Below are 19,760 nucleotides of genomic sequence, written 5' to 3' on the forward strand. Positions count from 1 at the left end.
AATGCGCGGCGCCGATTCGGATTACGGGGAGACGGCATGAGCTGGTTCGAGAAGTTGATGCCTTCGCGCATCCGCACCGACAACGCCACCAAGCGGGGCGTGCCCGAGGGTCTGTGGGTCCGCTGCGAAGGCTGTGACGCGACACTGTACCGCCCCGAGGTGGAGCGCAATCTCGACGTCTGTCCGAAATGCAGCCATCACCGTCGCATGAGCGCGCGCCGGCGTCTGGAGACCTTCCTGGACGCCGAGGGCCGCGAGGAGATCGCGGCGGATATCGAGTCCTCCGACATCCTGAAATTCCGCGACTCCAAGAAGTACAAGGACCGCCTGGCAGCCGCCCAGAAGGCCACCGGCGAACGCGACGCCCTGGTGGTGATGCAGGGCCGGCTGCTGGGGCGCCCGCTGGTGGCCTCCGCGTTCGATTTCCGTTTCATGGGCGGCTCCATGGGCTCCGCGGTGGGCGAGCGCTTCGTGCGCGGCGCGAACCGTTCGCTGGAACAGGGCATCCCGCTGGTGTGCTTCAGCGCCTCCGGCGGAGCGCGCATGCAGGAGGCCCTGTTTTCGCTGTTGCAGATGGCCAAGACCAGCGCGGTCCTGGCGCGCATGCAGGAAGAGCGCATCCCGTTCATCTCGGTGATGACGGACCCGACCATGGGCGGGGTGTCCGCGAGTCTGGCCATGCTGGGTGATTTGAACGTGGCCGAGCCCAATGCCCTGATTGGCTTTGCCGGGCCCCGCGTGATCCAGCAGACCGTGCGCGAGACCCTGCCGGAGGGCTTCCAGCGTTCGGAGTTCCTGCTGGAACACGGCGCGGTCGACATGATCGTCGACCGTCGCGATATGCGCAGCCGCCTGGCCGCGGTCCTGGGCATGCTGACCCATGCACCGGCACCGGGTACCGATACCAACGCGGAGAATGCCGGGGGCGAGGGCACGGTCGAGGTGATCAGCCCCGAGGACGGGGTCGACGTCGAACGCGTTTCTCCGTCGCAAAACTCCTGAGGCCGCCAGTGCGTTTCACAACCCTGGCGGAGTGGCTCGCCTTCCAGGAGCAGCTGCACCCCGTGGGCATGGACCTGACCCTGGAGCGCATCGCGCTGGTCGCCGACCGCCTCGGATTGCGCGACGCAGGTGTCCCGCGGACGGTGATCGTGGCCGGGACCAACGGCAAGGGGACGGTGGCGACACGAACGGCCGCGCTGCTGCAGGCCCAGGGCCTGAAGGTCGGTCTGTTCACCTCGCCGCATCTGCTGCGCTACAACGAACGCATCCGCATCGATGGCGAACCCGTGTCCGATGCCGACCTGTGCCGGGCCTTCGAGGCGATCGACCAGGCGCGCGCGGACGATTCCCTGACCTATTTCGAGTTCGGCGCCCTTGCCGCGGCCTGGCTGTTCCGCGAGCAGGGAGTCGCGGTACAGGTGCTGGAGGTGGGGCTGGGCGGGCGCCTGGATGCCGTCAACATATGGGACGCGGACGTCGCCGCGATTACCGCGGTGGACCTGGACCACCAGGCCTGGCTGGGTGACAGTCGCGAAGCGATTGGTCGCGAGAAGGCTGGAGTGATGCGGGCGCGGCGCCCGGTGGTGCTCGGCGAACTGGAACCGCCCACGAGCGTGCTGGACCATGCCCGGCAACTGGATGCACAGGCCCTGCGTAGCGGCCCGGATTTTGGGCTGAAGCGGGAAGGGGCGGTTTTGCACTGGTACTGTCAGGGACGCTCGCGTATCTGGCACGTACGGGGTGCCGCTGCGGAAATCGACGGAGCAGCACTGCTGAACACCGCGACCGCACTGGCGGTCGTCGAAGCCCTGGGCTTCGGCGGGGGCCTCACCGACGCGACGTTCAACCAGGCCCTGGGGATCTCCGCGCCCGGGCGCCTGCAGGTGGTGCAGGGTGAGCCGCAATGGCTGCTGGACGTGGCCCACAACGTGCACGCGGTGGGGGAACTGGCGCGCTGGCTGGAGGCGCACCCGGTGGATGGTCCTGTGGTGGCGCTGGTCGCCGTGATGGCCGACAAGGAACGCGCGGCAATGTGGTCCCGCCTGGATGGACGGATTGATGCCTGGGTCCCGGTCCCGTTGGAACTGCCAAGGGCGTTGTCGGTCGGGGCCCTGGCCGACGAACTGGAGGCGGCGGGGCAACGGTCGGTGGCGCGCGTGCAGGACGTCGCCGGGGCCGTCGAGGAAGCGAGGCGCCGTGCGGGACCCGGCGGGCGCGTGCTGGTGTTCGGGTCGTTCTACACCGTGGCGGCCGTGCTGGATCAGGTCCCGGATCTGGCTCGCGCGGCCTTGTCCGGGAAGGCCGTGGCGGACCCGCGGCCCGGCGAGGCAGTGCATGGGGCGTGAGCGGTACAGGGGTTCCCGGTCTGGCTTGCGGCCACCTCGCGAGCGAGCGTACTGTCACGGGCACAGGAGCGTGCCCGCAACCGTGTCCAACCCAGCCGCCGCCGGATGACCGCATGACAAGCGACAACCCCATTCGCTTTCGCCTCGTAGGCGCGGTCATCCTGATCGTGCTCGCGGTCATCTTCCTGCCCTGGCTGTTTGACGGGGCGGGTTACGAGCACATGAGCGGGATCGACGACCCGGTGCCGGCTGCTCCCAGTTTTGCGGAGCCCGATATTGCCCTGCCCTCGGAACGGCCGGCCCCGAGCCGGGACAACGCTCCGGATGCGCCGGCAGCGGAGTCAGGCGCCCCGGTTGCCGATCTTCATAACCTGGAGAACGGTGCGGGCGCGTCTTCGGATATGGCGTCCGGGGATGCGGAGGACCCGATGCGTACGGTGGAACCCGACGAGCCGGTGCAGGCGGGCTGGGCGGTGCAGATCGGGAGTTTTCGTGGCAAAGACAACGCGCGCGAGCAGGTGGCCACACTGCGCGATGCCGGCTGGCCCGCCTTCATGGACGACTCCACGGCCGATGGGCGCCCGATCTACCGGGTCAAGGTCGGACCGCTGGCGCAACGCGAAGAGGCGGTGAAGCTGGGAGAAAGCCTCGAGGACGAGCTGGAACTGTCCGGCATCGTGGTGGCGCACCCCTGATGGCCGGGATGGCGCGGCCCTGCGAGGGACGGATGGCTGCGGTAAACTACGCGCCCCTTCAGAACGCGATGCCGGCCCCGTGAACTGGATCGACCTCGTCATCATTGCCCTGATCGTTGTATCCGGGCTGATCAGCCTTTTCCGCGGCTTCGTGCGCGAGTCCTTTTCGCTCGCCACGTGGATCGTGGGGGTGTGGCTGGGGATCCGCTACGCGGCCGAGGTGGCGCAACAGCTGCCTCAGGCGGTCTCGGACGCCACCCTGCGCCTGGGAATCGGCTTTGCCCTGATCTTCATCGGGGTCCTGATCGTGGGCGGCATTCTCGGCGTGCTGGCGAACCGCCTGGTCAAGGGCAGCGGCCTGACCGGTACCGACCGCTCGCTGGGCGTGATCTTCGGCCTGCTGCGCGGTGTGTTGCTGGTGGCGGTCTTGATCTTCCTTGCCTCGCTGACGCTGATGCCGGACGAGCCCTGGTGGGAGAACAGCCGCCTGATCCCCGAGTTTGAACGCCTGGTGGATTGGCTGATTGCCCAGCTGCCGGAGGGTTGGCAGGAGCAGATCCAAGACCTGCTGGCGAGCGACGAGCCTGTCGACGACGTGATCCCCGACGGCGACCAGGGAAACACGGATTAATGTACACACTCGCGTTGGCACCCCAGGTTTTCCGAGACCAGGCGCATCGTGCGGTGGGTCGTGGTTCGACCCGCCCGTTTTTGATGGATTCGGGGTGCAACGCAGGACCGGGGAACCCGGGGTGCCAACCCCACAAGCCATTGAATGCAGGAGCTCGGCCGCCCGTTGTTGACGAAAACGGGCGCGCGCACGGCGTTGCGGCTCCCTTGTGCAGAATGACTGCACGGCAGTCACCGCGCCTTGTTCAAACGCAAAAGCGACTCGAGCGCGAGCGTGTACATGAATCCGTGTTTCCCTAAACGACGTCGTAGACCTGGAGCCTGAAACCGTATGTGTGGAGTTGTCGGAATCGTCGGGCGCAGCCCGGTGAACCAGCCCCTTTATGACGCCCTGCTGGTGCTGCAGCACCGGGGGCAGGATGCTGCGGGCATCGTGACCTGTGACGATGACGGCCGGTTGCACCTGCGCAAGGATAACGGGCTGGTGCGCGATGTGTTCAACAACCAGCACATGCAGAGCCTGACGGGGCACATGGGGATCGGGCATGTCCGCTACCCCACGGCGGGTTCATCCAGCTCGGCCGAGGCCCAGCCGTTCTACGTGAACTCGCCGTTCGGGATCACGCTGGGGCACAACGGCAACCTGACCAATGCCCGCGAACTGAAGCAGGCGCTGTTCGCAACCGACCGCCGCCACATCAACACCGACTCGGACTCGGAGATCCTGCTGAACGTCTTCGCCCAGGAGCTGCTGCGCTTCCTCGACAACGGGCTGACGCCGGATTCGGTGTTCGATGCGGTGGAGCGCGTGCACCAGCGGGCCGAAGGTGCCTATGCCGTGGTCGCGATGATCGCCGGGGGCGGTCTTCTGGCGTTCCGCGATCCGCATGGCATTCGGCCGATTGTTTACGGTTCACGCGAGGCCGAAGAGGGCGGGCGCGAATGGATGGTCGCCTCCGAAAGCGCCGCGCTGGAGTCCCAGGGCTTCGATCTTGAGCGGGACCTTGCACCGGGCGAGGCGGTATTCATCACGCCCGAGGGCGAGGTCCATACGCGCGTGTGTGCCGCGGAGACCCGTCTGAACCCGTGCATCTTCGAGCATGTCTACTTCGCGCGGCCGGACTCGGTGATCGACAACGTGTTTGTCCACCGCGCGCGCATGCGCATGGGGACCGCGCTGGGCGAGAAGATCCGGCGCATCTGGCCGGACCATGACATCGACGTGATCGTGCCGATCCCGGACACCGGGCGCACGGTGGCCCTGGAGATGGCGCATGAACTGAATATCAAGTACCGCGAGGGGTTCATCAAGAACCGCTACATCGGCCGCACCTTCATCATGCCGGGCCAGACCAAGCGGCGGAAATCGGTACGCCAGAAGCTGAACGCGATCTCGCTGGAGTTCCGTGGCAAGAACGTGATGCTGGTGGACGATTCCATCGTGCGCGGCACCACCTCGCGCGAGATCGTGATGATGGCGCGCGAGGCCGGGGCGAAGAAGGTCTATTTCGCCTCCGCCGCGCCGCCGGTGCGCTATCCCAACGTGTACGGGATCGACATGCCGGCGGCCGACGAGCTGATCGCCCATGGGCGCGACGAGGAGCAGGTCTGCGAGGCCATTGCCGCCGACCGCCTGATCTACCAGGACCTCGAGGACCTGCAGAAGGCCGTGCGTCGCGGCAACAAGAACATCCAGACGTTCGACTGCTCGGTCTTCACCGGGGAGTACGTGACCGGGCTGCCCCCGGACTACCTGGAGCATCTGGCGGCCCTGCGCGGCGATGGGCTGGTGAACACGCCGGTGGCCGGCGAGGTGCTGGACCTGGCCAACAAGAAGTAGATACGAGGTGCTCTTGCCCAGTCTCCAATGGATCGAACCCGTGGTGCGGGATGCCCGGGAACGGGCCTCGAATGCCGACGATATGCCGGTCGTGGTGGTCCGGGTGGATCAGCAGCGGCTGTATGTTTGGGAGGGCGAGCGGGTTACCGATATCTTCGACGTGTCGACCTCGGCCCGAGGGGTGGGTTTCGAGGAAGGGACCTTTACCACGCCGCTCGGACTGCATCGGATTGCCGAACGCTTCGGCGCGGGGGCCCCGCGGGGGACGATCTTCCGGGCGCGGGGCAATACCGGCCAGATCGCGGATATTCTCACCGAGCCGGGTGCCCGCAGCCCGCGCGACAACATCACCTCGCGTATCCTCTGGCTGGAAGGCCTGGAGCCGGGTATCAACCGGGGCGGCAACGTCGATTCGCGAAGCCGGTACATCTATATCCACGGCACCGATGAGGAAGGGCGCATTGGCGAGCCGGCCTCGGAGGGCTGCGTGCGTATGCGTAACGACGAGGTGATCGAGTTGTTCCCGCGCCTCCCCGTCGGGACCCTGGTGCTGATCCTCGACGGCCCGACGGTGCCGGATCTCGGCCAGCCTTCCTGACCGGGGCGCGGTTGGCATCGACCGGTCCCACTTGTTCGGTCACCGGCGGGATGGATTTCGATGCCCCGGCTCCTTCGGCATGACGCCCTGCAGCGGATGCGGCTGCTTCCGATAGTTGCTGAAGACCCTGTACGCCTTCGACCCGTCCGACCTCGGGGTCGGGTCCGGCATCGCCTGCGATCCGGCGCTGCTGTGGTGGGAATCGTACGGCTGGGGAACCCCGCCAGTCGGGGAGGCTCTCAAGACCTAAGTTAGCATTCGGTGATTTTTGTTCATTCTCCTGCTAGAATAGAGGAAATATTCCCGACTGTTGCAGTCAGGTATGACGGGAATTATTCTTGACCTGCGTGGTCAGGAAATAAGAATGGATGCAAGCCTGCGAACGGATGTCGAGCAGGACACATACTCAAGGTTATTCGGAGGCAACAACCATGAAACTCTCAACCAAGGGCCGCTATGCAGTGACGGCCATGATGGATCTGGCGATTCACGACCGGATCGGGCCCGTGACGCTTGCCGATATCTCGCAGTGTCAGGGCATTTCGCTGTCTTATCTGGAACAGCTGTTTGCAAAGCTGCGCAAGGCCGACCTGGTGGAAGGTGTGCGGGGCCCGGGCGGTGGTTATCGCCTGGCCAAGCGCGCGGACCAGATCAGCATCGCGAACATCATCACGGCGGTGGACGAGTCGGTCGACGTGACCCGCTGCAAGGGCCACAAGGACTGCCAGGATGGTGATCGCTGCCTGACCCACGAACTGTGGGACGACCTGAGCCAGCAGCTCTATGATTTCCTGGACGGGATTACCCTGGCGCAGTTCGCCAACCGTCCGGAGGTGCAGAAGGTTGCGCGGCGCCAGGACGAGCGGCGTGGTGCCCGGCACCACTTCATCTTCCGCAACGACGCGGCATAGCGCGTCACACGGTTCGATCCGGAAAACCGGATCGTGAACGGCGAACGGGGCCGACCGGGTCTGCATGACCGGCCGGCCCCGAGTCGTTTGCAGGGTGCGTCGCGGGTTAGGCGCGCCCGCGCTTCGGCTTGGTGGTGGACGGCCTTCCGCGCGGTACCTGTTGCAGTACGCTGCGCAGGCGGTCGAGTTCATCGGCTCTCTGATCCGGGCTCAGGGGGGCGAAGCGCTGTCGGTTGTAGACGCCGGCGAAGGTGGCAAGCGGCTCCGCCAGATCCGGCCGGGCCTGGCGGACACGTCGGGTCCAGGCGTCCACGGGTTCATGCGGCTGGCGCGCGAGGGCGCGGTCATGGCGCGCGATGCGGCGCGACAGCCTCTGGAGCAGGCGATCGGCGGGCGATCGCCGCGGGCGTGGGCGGCGCAGCCAGATCCAGACCAACGTCAGCAGGGCCAGTCCACCAAATCCGACGCCGAGGGCAATCAGCACCGATCGCCAGTCCTGGGCATCCAGCCCCAGGCGGGCGAATAGCTCGCGCTGACGTTCGGGGTCGAACGCCAGGACCCAGCTCTCCCAGCGAAAACGCACGAAATCGCCCCAGTCCTCCAGCCCGAAACGCGCGCGCTGCAGCCAGGAGAGACCGTCGCCCCGGCGGAGAAAGCCGGGAATCTCCTCGCCGGTATCCGTGGCCAGGCCGGTAATGCCCTGCTCGATGCGTTCGGGTGCGATGGCGGCCGTGGGGTCGACGCGCACCCAGCCTTCCCCATCCAGCCAGACCTCGTTCCAGGCGTGGGCATCGGCGTTGCGCAGGCGCAGGTATTCACCGCGCGTCTGCCAGGCCCCCCCCTGGTACCCGGTGACCACGCGGGAGGGGATGCCGGCCGCGCGCATCAGCACGGCGAACGCGGAGGCATAGTGTTCGCAGTAGCCGGCCTGGGTCTCGAACAGGAACCGGTCCGTGGTGTCGTCCTGCAGACGCGGGGGCTGGAGCGTGTAGCGGTAGGGCTCGCCGGCGAATTGGCGCAATGCCTCCTGAATGATGGCGCGGTCGTCGTCGCCATGGGTTGCACGCCACAATGCGACTTCCGCCCGCGCGCGGGGCGCGGCGGACGGTGGGAGGTGCAGCGCGCGGGTGCGCTCCTGAGGGTCCAGTGCGGCCTCGCCGGCCCCGGGTGGGGTGCCGAGGTCGGCCGCCGCGCTGTATTGGATTCGGCGGGTGATGCGGCGATCGCGCAGGACCTGGTAGTTCGCGCGCAGATCGACGTCCTCCGGCAGGGCGCTCGGGTAATCCAGTACGGGTAGATAGCGGGCCCGCGTGGGCTCCAGGGTGGCCGTGTAGCGGACAACGCGGTCGGCATCGCCGGCGACGGGCGGGTCGATGACCGACCGGTTTTCGTCCGCGGACCAGCGTCGGCCGTCGAAATCCGTCATCACAAGGGCACGCCAGTACTGCGCGCGCAGTGGCGGCACATCGTCATCGAATTGGACCCGCAGGGCCGTGGATTCGTCCTGCAGCAAACTGGCGATGTCGCCGGGGTCGAGTTCGCCGGACAACCCGGTGCGTGCACTGTCCTCGCGCTGCGGATCCCCCCAAAGCGGGCCCTCAATGCGCGGGAAGACGACGAACAGGATCAACATGAAGGGCAAGGCATGCAGGAGCATGGCCCCGGCCTGGCGCGCCAGGTGTCGCCGGGGGATCGACCGTCCGGCGTGGACCTGGATCAGCGCGGCCGTGAGCAGGCCCGTTGCAAGGAGCGAATAGGCCGCTATCAGGATCGATTGATCGAAGAAATAGCTGGTAACGACCACGAAATAGCCGAGGAACAGCGTGATGACGATGTCGCGGCGATTGCGGGTTTCCAGCAGCTTGAAGGCGATCATCACCAGCAGCAGAGCGGTCCCGGCCTCCTGGCCGAAGACGGTGCCGAACTGGACCAGGGTCAGTCCTCCGGCGATGACAGCCAGCCCGCTCATGACCGTGAGCGAGGGGGAGGGGCGGCCGGTACCCAGAAGCCACGCCCGGGTGGCAATGGCCAGCACGACGAGCGCGGTGATCCAGGGTGGCTGGTGCCAGACATGCGGGAGGGCGGCGACCGGCAGGGCGATCAGGGCCAGGTCCAGTCCGAGCAAGTCGCCATGCGGCGACGCCGGGGTGGCCGGACGGTTCACGTGGCCGGCCCCGGGTCGAGTTCGACCCCGTCGGTGCGGAAGCGTGCAAGGGCCTGCAGGCAGCGATCGCGGTGGGTAGCCCCCTGGGCCGGGTCCAGGGTCTGGTCGGGCAGGCGCAGACCGAACGCACGAGCCTCGGAATGCGCCGCGAGGACCTGGTGACAGAGCATGGACAGGCGGGTCTCGGTGTCGGTGGCGGGCATGGCGTCCCACTCCAGCCACAGACGATCGCCCTGACCGCCGGCGGCCTCGCGCACATGCAGCTTTCCGCTGCGGGCGAACGCCTTCCAGACGATGCGCCCCGGTGGGTCGCCGGGACGGTAGGGACGGATCTGGTCCGGGGCCTCGCCTTCGCGCCGGTCCCGGGTGTGCGGATCGTCTTCGCCCGTTCCACCCGTGGCCGCGCCGGGGTCGATCGGAGTGGGGTAGACCACGATCTCCGGGTTCAGGGTCAGCCAGCTCCAGGCCTCCAGGATGCCCAGTGGGTAGCGCGTATCGAGGCGCTGGCGGGGCAGTCGGTAGATCCCGCGTGCAAGCCCGGGCAGGTCCAGTCGGGCGCTGTGCGTGCCCCGGGCCGGGACCGGAAAGGGCGCCGTGGCGTGGCTTCCGATGCACAGGACCAGGGCCTCGCGCGCGCGGCCGGCGGTCTCTGTCAGGCGTAGCGGAAGCGTGATTGGCTGTCCTGCGAACACGGGCGGTACCGGAAGGGTGGAGATCTGCAGACCCAGCAGGTTGCGGTGGGTGTACCACATGGCGTTGTGACCGATGCCCACCAGCAGAAAGGTGAGCAGGAACGCCATGTTGTTGGCGTAGTTGATCGACCCCAGCAGCATCACCAGGATGATGCCGAGCAGGGTGTAGCCGGCCCGTGTGGGCAGGATATAGATACGGTCGCGCCCCAGGTGCGCCTGCTCGCCATCGTGCGCGTGGCGCCGCGTGATCCAGCGGATCGCGTCATCGCGTAGGCGGGCGCTGCGGCGGCGTGATGGGCCGGGTTGGGTCACGGAGTCGGGACGCATTCCATCAGGCGCGCAACCGTGCGTCCGGGGGCCTCCGGCTCGCGTGCCCGGAGACGGTGGCCGGCGACCGAAGGCAGTACGCGGGCGATGTCGTCCGGGGTGGTGTAGTCGCGGCCATCCAGGAAGGCATGCGCCCGCGCGGCGCGCAGCAGCCCGAGCCCCGCGCGGGGCGACAGGCCGTGGGCGAACCGTGCCCGGTCCCGGCTGGCGCTCAGCAGTCCCTGCAGGTAATCCAGGACCGCGCCGTCCGCGTGGACCTCGGCCACACGGTCCTGCCACTCGCGCAGCTGGTGTGGTGCCGCCAGGCTGGGGGGGCTCGGGTGGGCCTCCACGGCCGGAGTGGCCGTGGGGGCTGGGCCGCTGCGTTCCAGCAGGGCCCGTTCGGCCCCGGCATCCGGATATCCGAGCTGGATGCGCATGAGGAAGCGGTCGAGCTGGGACTCGGGCAGCGGGTGCGTGCCGACCTGTTCCTCCGGGTTCTGGGTGGCGATCACGAAAAACGGCACCGGCAGCTCGCGGGTGGCCCCCTCCACGCTGACCTGACGTTCCTCCATCGCTTCCAGCAAGGCGCTTTGCGTCTTCGGGGGCGCGCGGTTGATCTCGTCGGCCAGCAGCACCTGGGTGAAGACCGGACCGGGATGAAAGCGGAACTGGCCGCTACCCTGCTCGAAGACGGAGACCCCAAGGACGTCGCCGGGCAGCAGGTCGCTGGTGAACTGGACGCGCTGGTAGTCGAGGTTCATCGCGCGGGCCAGCGCGTGGGCCAGGGTGGTCTTGCCGACACCGGGCTGATCCTCGATCAGCAGATGCCCGTTGGCCAGCAGGCAGGCCAGTGCCAGACGCACGGGTCCGGGCTTGCCGAGGAGCACTTCATTGAGGGCGTGTTCTACCTGCTGCAGGGCATCCTTGGCCGATGGCATGCGAGCCTCTTTGTTGGTTGTGGCGGAGGGGCAGAGCGTCTCCCTGCCGGGCGAATGGTTCCCGGGGCCGGGTTGCGGCTACCATGACCGCACGTTCTCCGCGAGTCACGCGATGGATTCCACGGCCGCCGGTGCGGAACATCCGTTCGAATATGATGCCACAGCCGAGCCCGGGCCCCGCCTGCGTCTGGCAGGGCGGCTGGACGTGCACGCGGTGGAACGGCACTGGGGCCCGTTGCGCCGCCGTGCCCGCGAACTGATCCGTCAGGGGCAGGGGATGGGCGCGGTGTCCGTGGACCTGGACGGGGTCGAGTACTGCGACGGTGCGGGGGCGGCCCTTCTGCACGCACTCGAGCAGGACCTGGCGACCGGGGGTGTCGAGGTCCGGTTTGAGGGCATGGGCCGGATGGTCCGGGAGCAACTGGCTCCGTATCGCGAGCTGGAGTCGGTCGAACCGGCGCGCGGGGTTCATGGGCGCGGCTGGTGGCCGGGGTTGCTGGACGGCATTGACCGGGTGGGGGAGGCGGCGCATTCGCAATTCTCGTTCGTGGGCGAGCTGACCCGCGCGATCGGCAGCTCGCTGCGTCACCCGCGCCAGGTACGCTGGGGCGATACCCTGCGCGTGGCGGAGGCCGCGGGCTTTCAGGCACTGCCGATCGTCTCGCTGATTGCCTTTCTGCTGGGGGTCATTCTGGCGTTCCAGTCGGCCATCGCCATGCGCCAGTTCGGCGGCGAGATTTTCGTGGCGAACCTGGTGGCGGTGTCGCTATTCCGGGAATTGGGCCCGTTGATGATGGCGATCCTGCTGGCGGGACGCTCGGGTGCGGCGTTCGCGGCCGAGATCGGGACGATGAAGGTGAACGAGGAGGTGAACGCCCTGAAGACCATGGGGCTGGATCCGATGCGCTTTCTCGTGCTGCCCAAGGTGCTGGCCGGCTTGCTGGTGGCGCCGTTGCTGGCGCTGTACGCCAACATGATCGGGCTGATCGGCGCCGCGGTCGTCATGCAGGGCTTCGGCATCCCCTGGGTGGCGTTCTTCAATCAGGTGACGTCCGCCCTGACGCTCTCGGATCTGTTCTCCGGTCTGGCCAAGGCGGTGGTGTTCGGACTGGTGGTCGCCGGAGTGGGGTGCCTGCGCGGGCTGCAGACCGGTAGCGGGGCCGCCTCGGTAGGTCTGTCGACCACCAGCGCGGTGGTGACTTCCATTATCCTGATCGTGGTGCTGGACGGGGTGTTCGCCGTGCTGTTTTACCACCTGGGGATCTGAGGCATGACGGATTCGCGGACGTCCAGGGTAGACGAGAACTCCGATGTGGTGATCCGCGTCCGGGGCCTGACCATGGGCTTCGACGATTTCGTGCTGATGCGTGATCTGGACTTCGACGTGCGCCGGGGCGAAATCTTCGTGATTCTCGGCGGTTCCGGCAGTGGCAAGAGTACGCTGCTCAAGCACATGATCGGGCTTTACCAGCCGTTGGCTGGACACATCTGGGTGGCGGACGCGGATATCGCGGCGGCGGACGGGGCGCAGCGCGAGGCGATCCTCCGGCGCGTTGGGGTGATGTACCAGATGGGTGCGCTGTTCGGCTCGATGACGCTGCTGGAGAACGTGCGCCTTCCGCTGGAGGTGCATACTGAACTGCCACTCGAGGCGATGGACGCGATCGCGCGTGCCCGCCTGCAACTCGTGGGGCTGGGCGCGTTTGCCGACTTTATGCCGTCGGAGATCAGCGGTGGGATGCAGAAGCGGGCGGCGATTGCGCGGGCCATGGTGCTGGACCCGGAGGTCCTGTTTCTGGACGAGCCATCCGCAGGACTCGACCCGATCACTTCGGCCGACCTGGACCGGCTGATCCAGCGTCTTGCCCGCACCCTGGACATGACCATCGTGATCGTCAGTCACGAGCTGGCCAGCGTTTTCGCGATTGCCGACCGGGTGATTATGCTCGACAAGGAGAGTCAGGGGATTGCGGCCGAGGGCGACCCGGCGACCCTGCGTGATACATCGAACCACCCGTGGGTACAGCGCTTCCTGCGGCGGACGGATTCCGACGAGGAGAGGCCCGCATGAGTGCCCGACATCACTTCCGGCTGGGGCTGTTCATTCTCGGCGGGCTGGCGGCACTGGTGGCGGCGTTGCTGATCCTGACCTCGGGAAACCTGCTGCGCCCGTCCATCCAGATCGAGACCTACTTGGACTCCTCGATCCAGGGCCTGGAGATCGGCGCGCCGGTGAAGTTTCGCGGGGTGAACATCGGCGAGGTGACCGACCTGACGTTTACCTCCGTCGTTTACGAATCCGACGTGCCCCCGCGTGATCGGAAACGCTACGTCATGGTGCGGGCAAGGCTGTATCCGGATCGCTTTGCCGCCAGCGCGCAGGAGGGGGAGTTCCAGGTCGAGGTCTTCGAGACCCTGGTCGATGCCGGATTGCGGGTTCGCATGGCGGCCCAGGGTATCACCGGCATGAATTACCTCGAGGCGGATTTCGCGGACCCGGAGGCGCACCCGCCGCTGGAATATGACTGGGAGCCGGAAGCCCTCCATATCCCCTCGTCGCGTAGTACGACGATGCAGTTCCTGGAATACGCGGAACGTTTCCTGAAACGCGTCGACGACCTGGACATCGAGGGGGTGGTCGACAACCTGACGGACCTGCTGGTGACGGTGGATTCGAGCCTCAGCGCCCTCGACACTGAGCGTCTGGCCGGGCAGGCGGACGAGATGATCGAGGAACTCAAGACCACCACCCGCACGGCGAACCGGGTGATGGAGTCGGTGGAACGTCTGGTCGAGGACCCGGATACCCAGGCACTGCCCGGCGAAACGCGCGCCGCCCTGCGCGGGTTGCGCGAGACGGCCGAGGCCGCGGATGTCGGCCGCCTGGTGGACCGGATGGATTCGATGGTCGAGCGTCTGAATCGGGGAATGGACGTGAGCGAGGACAAGCTGGTGGAGACCCTCGACGAACTGCAGACCGCGATCAGTGGGTTGCGCAGTCTGTCGGACGATGTCCGGCGCAATCCGGGCGGTGCACTATTCGGTGCCCCCCCGCCCCGCAGTTCAATGGACGAGGAGTAGACGATGATCCGATGGGCCTTACCCGCATTGCTGCTGACCACCTGGCTTCTGGGCGGGTGCACGCTGATTCCGGAGCGAGAAGCGGTGGACCGGGCCTGGTTCCTGCTGGAGCTTCCGGCCGAACCGGCCCCCCTGCAGAACGAGACGGATCGTCCGCTGGCGGTCGAGCTGGGCTCGGTACGGGTGGCGCCGGCCTACTCCGGCAAGGGGTTGGTCTATCGTGTGGGCGATCATCGCTACGAATCCGACTACTACAACGAATGGTTTCTGACCCCGGCCGAGCAGATCGAGCAGCTGTTGCGCGACCGCTGGACCCGAAAGGACGCAGCCGTCGAACTCGTCGATGACGCGGCCGATGTCTGGGCCGAGGGACGGCCCGCGGTGCAGATTCACCTGCTGGTGACAGCCCTCTACGGGGATCTGGAGAGTGCGAGCCCGGAGGCGGATTCCGGTGAGCCTGTGCGGGGATTGGGCCGCGTCGGGCTGCGGACCCAGTTGCGCACGGCGGAGCGTTCGCGTCTGGCCGAGATGGAGGCACAACACGCCATCGAACGGCGCTCGGCTGCACGCCTGGTCTCCGCGTTGTCGGAGGCGACCGCCGACGTCCTGGTGGAGCTGGAACACGAACTGCTACGCGAAGCCGAAAGGGAGGCCCACGAATGAGTGACGTCTTCGACTTTTCCGCCCCCCTGCCGGAGGGTGGTGAGCAGCCGTTGGCGAACTGGCGCGGTGATGTCCTGCTCGTCGTGAACGTCGCGAGCGAGTGTGGGTTTACCCCCCAGTACGAGGGTCTGCAGGCCCTGCATGGTCGCTACGCCGACCGGGGATTCCGGGTGCTCGGCTTTCCCTGCAACCAGTTTGGCGGCCAGGAACCGGGTGACGCGGACGAGATTCGGGCCTGCGGATTGAAATTCGGGGTTTCCTTCCCGGTGTTCGCGAGGATCGAGGTGAATGGCGACAGTGCGCATCCGCTCTACCGGCACCTGAAGGCGCAGGCGCCGGGCGCCCTCGGCACCCAGGGCATCAAGTGGAACTTCACCAAGTTTCTGGTCGGCCGCGACGGCCGCGTGATCGACCGGTTTGCCCCGCAGAAAAAGCCGGCCGACCTGGCGCCCGCGATCGAGGCGGCGCTGGCGGAGTCCGGACCCCAGAGCAATGGCGGACGCTAGTCCGGCGTCCGCCGGGGCCGATGGACCTCGGCCGGAGCAACCAGAGGCCCACGACTTCTGGATGGCCCGGGCCCTGGAGCAGGCCGAACGCGCCGCCGAATCGGGCGAGGTTCCGGTCGGAGCGGTGCTGGTGGCGGCCGACGGAACCTGCTTGGCGTCCTGTCACAACGCCCCGATCGCGCGGCACGACCCGACCGCCCACGCCGAGATCCGTGCGTTGCGCGCGGCAGGCGAACGACTGCGGAACTACCGGCTTCCGGGGACCACGCTTTATGTGACCCTGGAGCCATGCAGTATGTGTGCCGGAGCCATGATTCACGCGAGGGTGGGGCGCCTGGTTTTCGGCGCCACCGACCCCCGGACGGGGGCTGCCGGCGGTGCCCTGGACCTGATTGAACATCCCTCTCACAACCATCATATCGAGGTTTTACGCGGTGTTCGGGGAGAAGAGGCGGGCGAGCGGCTACGCCGTTTCTTTCGTGCCCGCCGGGGCGTTAGCTCGCCGTGAGTTGGGGGAGGGTGGCCGCCTTGTGCTGTGAGGCCGTGCGGGGCAAGGTTGTGACGTGGTTAACGTTACCGGGGGGCGTTGATGGATCGGCCGCGCCTCCCGCGATGAAGCTGCCTTCCGAGGAATACCTATCAACCGCCAAGATCACGATGAACGGGACGACACCGCCGGGCCGGAGTCGGGCGAGCAAGGGGCCGCGGCAGAACCTGCGGCCGGTGCGACAGCCGCCACGGAATCCCTCCCGGTCCTGGATGGGAGCGATCGTCCCGACCCCCTTCTAGGGGGGCTGATCCTCATCGCGCGCACCCATGGTCTGAACCTGACGGCGGACTCGGCCCGCGCCGGCCTTCCGCTGGAAGACGGGCGTCTAAGCCCGGCCCTGGTGGGTCGTGCGGCCCGGCGCGCCGGCATGACCACGCGCACGGTGACTCGCGAGCCGCGGGCGCTGAAAGAGGATCTCCTGCCCGCCCTGTTGCTTCTCGACAACGATGATGCCTGGGTCCTCGTGGGGTGGAACGAAGACAAGAGCGTGGCCCGCGTCGTCGATCCGGAGATGGGGGACGCGGTGATCGAAGTCCCGCTTGATCGCCTGAAGGCCCGCTATCTGGGTCGGGCGATTTACGTTCGCCCCGAGTTCCGGATGGACGCGCGGGCGCCACGCGTGTCGAAGGAAGACAAGGGACACTGGTTCTGGCGGGTTATTCGCGAGAACCGGCCGCTGTACCGCGACGTGCTGGTGGCGGCCGTCATGATCAACCTCTTTGCCCTGGCGATGCCGTTGTTCGTGCTGAACGTGTACGACCGCGTCGTCCCCAACCACGCGACCGAAACGCTCTTCATGTTCGCGGCGGGCGTGGTGATCGTCCTGATCGCCGACCTGGTCTTGCGCACCATGCGCAGTCATTTTGTGGACAAGGCCGCGATGCGGGCGGACGTGAAACTGTCGTCGCACATCATGGAGCGTGTGCTCGGGCTACGCATGGAACATGGGCCGGCCTCGGTGGGCTCGTTCGCGTCCAATATCGGGGCATTCGAGTCGGTACGCAGCTTCATCTCTTCGGCGACGATCATCGCCTTTGTCGATCTCCCGTTCGCGCTGTTGTTTATCGCGATCATTGCGTTGATCGCCTGGCCGCTGGCCGTGCCGGTGTTGATTGGTGCTCTGGCGCTGTTGCTGTACGCGACGGCGATCCATCGCAAACTTCATGCGCTGGCGGAGGAGAGCTATCGCGTTGCAGCGCAACGCAATTCCACGCTGGTGGAAAGCCTTGCCGGTGCGGAGACCCTGAAGGCGCTCAGTGCCGAGGGGCGGGTACAGGCCACGTGGGAGCGTTCGACAGCCCACCTGGCCCGAACCAGCGCGCAGAATCGTCTGCTCACGGCGAGCGTTACCCATACCGCGTTATGGGCGCAGCACACGGTCGGGGTGGCCATTATTGTCTTGGGCGTGTTTCTGCTGATGGAGGGTGAGCTGTCGATGGGCGGACTGATTGCCGCCTACCTGATTTCCTCCCGGGCGATGGCGCCGATCAGCCAGACCGCGGGGCTGCTGATGCAGTATCACCAGGCGTCCACCGCGCTGGGCTCCCTTAACGAGATCATGACGCTGCCGGTGGAGCGGCCACCGGAGTCCACGTTCCTCAGCCGTGATCGCTTCGAGGGGGCGATCGAGTTTCGCGACGTGGATTTTGCCTATCCCGAGCAGCCCAACCCGGCGTTGCGCAACGTGTCGCTGCGCATCCAGCCGGGGGAGCACGTGGCGGTCCTGGGACGGGTGGGCTCCGGCAAGAGCACACTGGCCAAGCTGATCATGGGTCTGTACCAGCCGACCGGTGGTGCGGTGATGGTCGACGGCATCGACGTGCGTCAACTCGATCCGGCGGAGCTGCGTCGTTCCATGGGTTATGTGGGGCAGGAGGTGACGCTGTTCTACGGGAGTCTCCGGGAAAACCTCGTGGCCAGTGATCCGCTGGCGTCGGACGAGGCGATTCGCAAGGCGATCGGGATATCCGGCATCGAGGACCTGATCAACAGCCATCCGCAGGGCATCGACATGCAGGTTGGGGAACGCGGCGGGCGCCTGTCAGGAGGCCAGAAACAGAGTGTCGGGGTGGCCCGGGCTGTCCTGCACGAGCCGAACATGCTCTTGCTGGACGAACCCACCAGCTCCATGGACAACTCGACCGAGCAGGCGATGAAGCGTCGCCTGGCCGAATTCATGGAGGGCCGTACGGCGGTGATCGTGACCCATCGTACGTCGCTGCTGGAACTGGTGGACCGCATCATCGTGCTGGATCAGGGCCGCGTGGTGGCGGACGGGCCGAAAGACCAGGTGGTCCAGGCCCTTCGGGAAGGTCGCGTCGGAAAGGCACAGGCGTGAGCAAGCGAAAGGAAGGACAGGGGTTCGACGACCTTGGGCGCGGGATGGATCGCGCCGGCAAGGTCGGTGCGCCCATGGTGGACCGGATCTTTCGGCCCTGGCTGACCAAGGGAGGCTCGGACCACCGGAACTGGGCTTCGGATGCCGACTGGACGCAGATCCAGGAGAAGCCGTTGCGTGCCCGTGCGCTGCTGTACGGCATTCTGGTGACGCTCGCCTTGCTCGGGTACTGGGCCTCGGTGGCGGAGATCGACGAGGTCGCGCGGGGCGATGGGCGCGTCATTCCCTCGCAGAATCTGCAGGTGCTGCAATCAATGGATGGGGGCGTCGTCTCGGACATCCTCGTGCGCGAGGGTGACGTTGTTGAACGCGGCGATGTCCTGGTCCGTATCGATCCAACACGCTTTCTTTCCGATCTGGGCGAGGCCCGTGCCAGCGAATTTTCGCTCCGGGCCCGGCAGGCGCGCCTGGTCGCGTTGCTCACGGACACGCCTTTCCTGGTGACGCCCGAACTGCAACAGGGTCCCGCCGCGATCGTCGAGCAGGAACAGCGCCTGTATGAAGAAACCCTGGCGGAACTGAACTCGCGCGTCCGGATTGCCGAGGAACAAATGCACCAACGCGAGGAAGAGTTGAACGAGGTGAGGGCTCGCCGGACCCAGGCCGTGCGAACACTGGAACTGGCCAGCCAGGAGCTGGACGTTACCGAACCGCTCGTTCAAAGCGGAGCGGTCTCGGAGGTGGAGGTGCTCCGCCTGCGGCGGGAAGTGTCCAACGCACGGGGGGATCGTGAGCAGGCCAGTGCACAGATCGCCCGTCTGAATTCCGCCATCGAGGAGGCTGAAGAGAAAATTCGCGAGGTGCGGCTCAATTTCCGGAACCAGTGGCGCGCCGAGCTGGCCGACACGCTTGGTCGCCTGCAGGAGTTGGACGAGGGAACCGAAGGACTCGAGGACCGCGTGCGCTTGTCCGAGGTACGCTCCCCGATGACCGGGATTGTCCAGAGGATGTTCGTGACCACGCGGGGCGGTGTGATCTCGCCGGGACGCGAGGTGGCGGAGGTGGTCCCGCTGGAGGATGAACTCCTGATCGAGGCCCGCGTGTCGCCACGGGATATCGCCTATCTGCGGCCGGGCCAGCAGGCGCGGGTGAAGTTCACGGCGTATGACTTCGCGATCTACGGCGGGCTGGAGGCGACGGTCGAACACATCAGTCCGGATACGATCACGGACGACGACGACAACACCTTTTACAAGGTTCGCGTGCGAACCGAGAAGACCGGCTTTGACGACGAACATCAGATCATGACCGGCATGGTCGCCCAGGTGGATATCATCACCGGGCGGCGAACGATCCTGCAGTACCTGCTGAAGCCGATCCTCCGCGCGGGCGATCTGGCCTTTACGGAGCGCTGAGAAACATGCAGATCTTCCTGATGGATCAAGATTCGCGGCCGTCGCCGCGCTGGGAGGCGGCGTTTCCGGACGCGCAGGTGCT

General features: G+C 66.8%; 19 protein-coding genes and 1 pseudogene. 17 read left to right on the forward strand and 3 right to left on the reverse strand.

The window, feature by feature from the left end:
* The first annotated feature begins 36 nt into the window (after nucleotides 1-36).
* The 8 genes from accD (at nucleotide 37) to iscR (ending at nucleotide 7,022) form a co-directional block, all read left to right on the forward strand.
* The gene (accD, locus tag ACESLR_RS07440) at nucleotides 37-1,002 is read left to right on the forward strand and encodes an acetyl-CoA carboxylase, carboxyltransferase subunit beta (protein ID WP_373023892.1); all 966 of its coding nucleotides are present in this window, start codon (nucleotides 37-39) and stop codon (nucleotides 1,000-1,002) included.
* Nucleotides 1,003-1,010: 8 nt separating this feature from the next.
* Nucleotides 1,011-2,348, forward strand: coding sequence for a bifunctional folylpolyglutamate synthase/dihydrofolate synthase (locus ACESLR_RS07445; RefSeq protein WP_373023891.1), 1,338 nt, complete (start codon nucleotides 1,011-1,013; stop codon nucleotides 2,346-2,348).
* Nucleotides 2,349-2,461: 113 nt separating this feature from the next.
* Nucleotides 2,462-3,043 (forward strand): SPOR domain-containing protein, encoded by a 582-nt coding sequence (locus tag ACESLR_RS07450; protein WP_373023890.1) that lies wholly within the window; start codon nucleotides 2,462-2,464, stop codon nucleotides 3,041-3,043.
* Nucleotides 3,044-3,122: 79 nt separating this feature from the next.
* Nucleotides 3,123-3,674, forward strand: coding sequence for a CvpA family protein (locus ACESLR_RS07455; protein ID WP_373023889.1), 552 nt, complete (start codon nucleotides 3,123-3,125; stop codon nucleotides 3,672-3,674).
* 330 nt (nucleotides 3,675-4,004) lie between these two features.
* Complete coding sequence (purF, locus tag ACESLR_RS07460; protein WP_373023888.1) at nucleotides 4,005-5,513, forward strand: amidophosphoribosyltransferase; 1,509 nt, start codon at nucleotides 4,005-4,007, stop codon at nucleotides 5,511-5,513.
* 13 nt (nucleotides 5,514-5,526) lie between these two features.
* A complete protein-coding gene (locus tag ACESLR_RS07465; protein ID WP_373023887.1) occupies nucleotides 5,527-6,111 on the forward strand; it encodes a L,D-transpeptidase family protein in 585 nt (194 codons plus the stop codon).
* A 115-nt stretch (nucleotides 6,112-6,226) separates the two neighbouring features.
* Nucleotides 6,227-6,361 (forward strand): hypothetical protein, encoded by a 135-nt coding sequence (locus ACESLR_RS07470; RefSeq protein ID WP_373023886.1) that lies wholly within the window; start codon nucleotides 6,227-6,229, stop codon nucleotides 6,359-6,361.
* 181 nt (nucleotides 6,362-6,542) lie between these two features.
* A complete protein-coding gene (gene iscR / locus ACESLR_RS07475) occupies nucleotides 6,543-7,022 on the forward strand; it encodes a Fe-S cluster assembly transcriptional regulator IscR (RefSeq protein ID WP_018145846.1) in 480 nt (159 codons plus the stop codon).
* Nucleotides 7,023-7,128: 106 nt separating this feature from the next.
* Here the strand turns inward: iscR and ACESLR_RS07480 are convergent, their stop codons facing one another.
* Genes ACESLR_RS07480 through ACESLR_RS07490 form a run of 3 tightly spaced genes read right to left on the reverse strand, consistent with a single transcriptional unit; the run spans nucleotide 7,129 to nucleotide 11,125 of the window.
* Nucleotides 7,129-9,138: a DUF3488 and DUF4129 domain-containing transglutaminase family protein gene (locus ACESLR_RS07480; protein WP_373023941.1), complete on the reverse strand. Its 2,010-nt coding sequence runs from the start codon at nucleotides 9,136-9,138 to the stop codon at nucleotides 7,129-7,131.
* 44 nt (nucleotides 9,139-9,182) lie between these two features.
* Entirely contained in the window at nucleotides 9,183-10,205 is a 1,023-nt protein-coding gene (locus tag ACESLR_RS07485; protein WP_373023885.1) for a DUF58 domain-containing protein, read from the reverse strand.
* Nucleotides 10,187-11,125: an AAA family ATPase gene (locus ACESLR_RS07490; protein ID WP_373023884.1), complete on the reverse strand. Its 939-nt coding sequence runs from the start codon at nucleotides 11,123-11,125 to the stop codon at nucleotides 10,187-10,189. Before ACESLR_RS07490 ends, ACESLR_RS07485 begins: the two co-directional genes overlap by 19 nt.
* Before the next feature lie 112 nt (nucleotides 11,126-11,237).
* On the opposite strand from ACESLR_RS07490, the gene ACESLR_RS07495 reads away from it, so the two are divergent.
* The 9 genes and pseudogenes from ACESLR_RS07495 to ACESLR_RS07535 form a co-directional block, all read left to right on the forward strand.
* Complete coding sequence (locus ACESLR_RS07495) at nucleotides 11,238-12,392, forward strand: MlaE family lipid ABC transporter permease subunit (protein WP_373023940.1); 1,155 nt, start codon at nucleotides 11,238-11,240, stop codon at nucleotides 12,390-12,392.
* Nucleotides 12,393-12,395: 3 nt separating this feature from the next.
* Complete coding sequence (locus ACESLR_RS07500; protein ID WP_373023883.1) at nucleotides 12,396-13,196, forward strand: ABC transporter ATP-binding protein; 801 nt, start codon at nucleotides 12,396-12,398, stop codon at nucleotides 13,194-13,196.
* Nucleotides 13,193-14,206: an MlaD family protein gene (locus ACESLR_RS07505; RefSeq protein ID WP_373023882.1), complete on the forward strand. Its 1,014-nt coding sequence runs from the start codon at nucleotides 13,193-13,195 to the stop codon at nucleotides 14,204-14,206. Before ACESLR_RS07500 ends, ACESLR_RS07505 begins: the two co-directional genes overlap by 4 nt.
* A 3-nt stretch (nucleotides 14,207-14,209) precedes the next feature.
* Nucleotides 14,210-14,869, forward strand: a complete 660-nt coding sequence (locus tag ACESLR_RS07510) for an ABC-type transport auxiliary lipoprotein family protein (RefSeq protein WP_373066929.1) — start codon at nucleotides 14,210-14,212, stop codon at nucleotides 14,867-14,869.
* On the forward strand, nucleotides 14,866-15,375 hold the full coding sequence (locus ACESLR_RS07515) for a glutathione peroxidase (RefSeq protein ID WP_373023880.1): 510 nt from the start codon (nucleotides 14,866-14,868) through the stop codon (nucleotides 15,373-15,375). The genes ACESLR_RS07510 and ACESLR_RS07515 overlap by 4 nt, the downstream gene beginning before the upstream one ends.
* A complete protein-coding gene (tadA, locus tag ACESLR_RS07520) occupies nucleotides 15,362-15,883 on the forward strand; it encodes a tRNA adenosine(34) deaminase TadA (protein ID WP_373023879.1) in 522 nt (173 codons plus the stop codon). Before ACESLR_RS07515 ends, tadA begins: the two co-directional genes overlap by 14 nt.
* A 247-nt stretch (nucleotides 15,884-16,130) precedes the next feature.
* The gene (locus ACESLR_RS07525; protein WP_373066933.1) at nucleotides 16,131-18,263 is read left to right on the forward strand and encodes a type I secretion system permease/ATPase; all 2,133 of its coding nucleotides are present in this window, start codon (nucleotides 16,131-16,133) and stop codon (nucleotides 18,261-18,263) included.
* Nucleotides 18,260-19,678: an HlyD family type I secretion periplasmic adaptor subunit gene (locus tag ACESLR_RS07530; protein ID WP_373023878.1), complete on the forward strand. Its 1,419-nt coding sequence runs from the start codon at nucleotides 18,260-18,262 to the stop codon at nucleotides 19,676-19,678. Before ACESLR_RS07525 ends, ACESLR_RS07530 begins: the two co-directional genes overlap by 4 nt.
* Before the next feature lie 5 nt (nucleotides 19,679-19,683).
* A pseudogene (locus ACESLR_RS07535) lies at nucleotides 19,684-19,760 on the forward strand (DNA-binding response regulator); the annotation flags it as partial.

It is taken from the genome of Thioalkalivibrio sp., from assembly GCF_041685615.1.
In the GTDB taxonomy this organism is placed as follows: Bacteria; Pseudomonadota; Gammaproteobacteria; order Ectothiorhodospirales; family Ectothiorhodospiraceae; genus Thioalkalivibrio.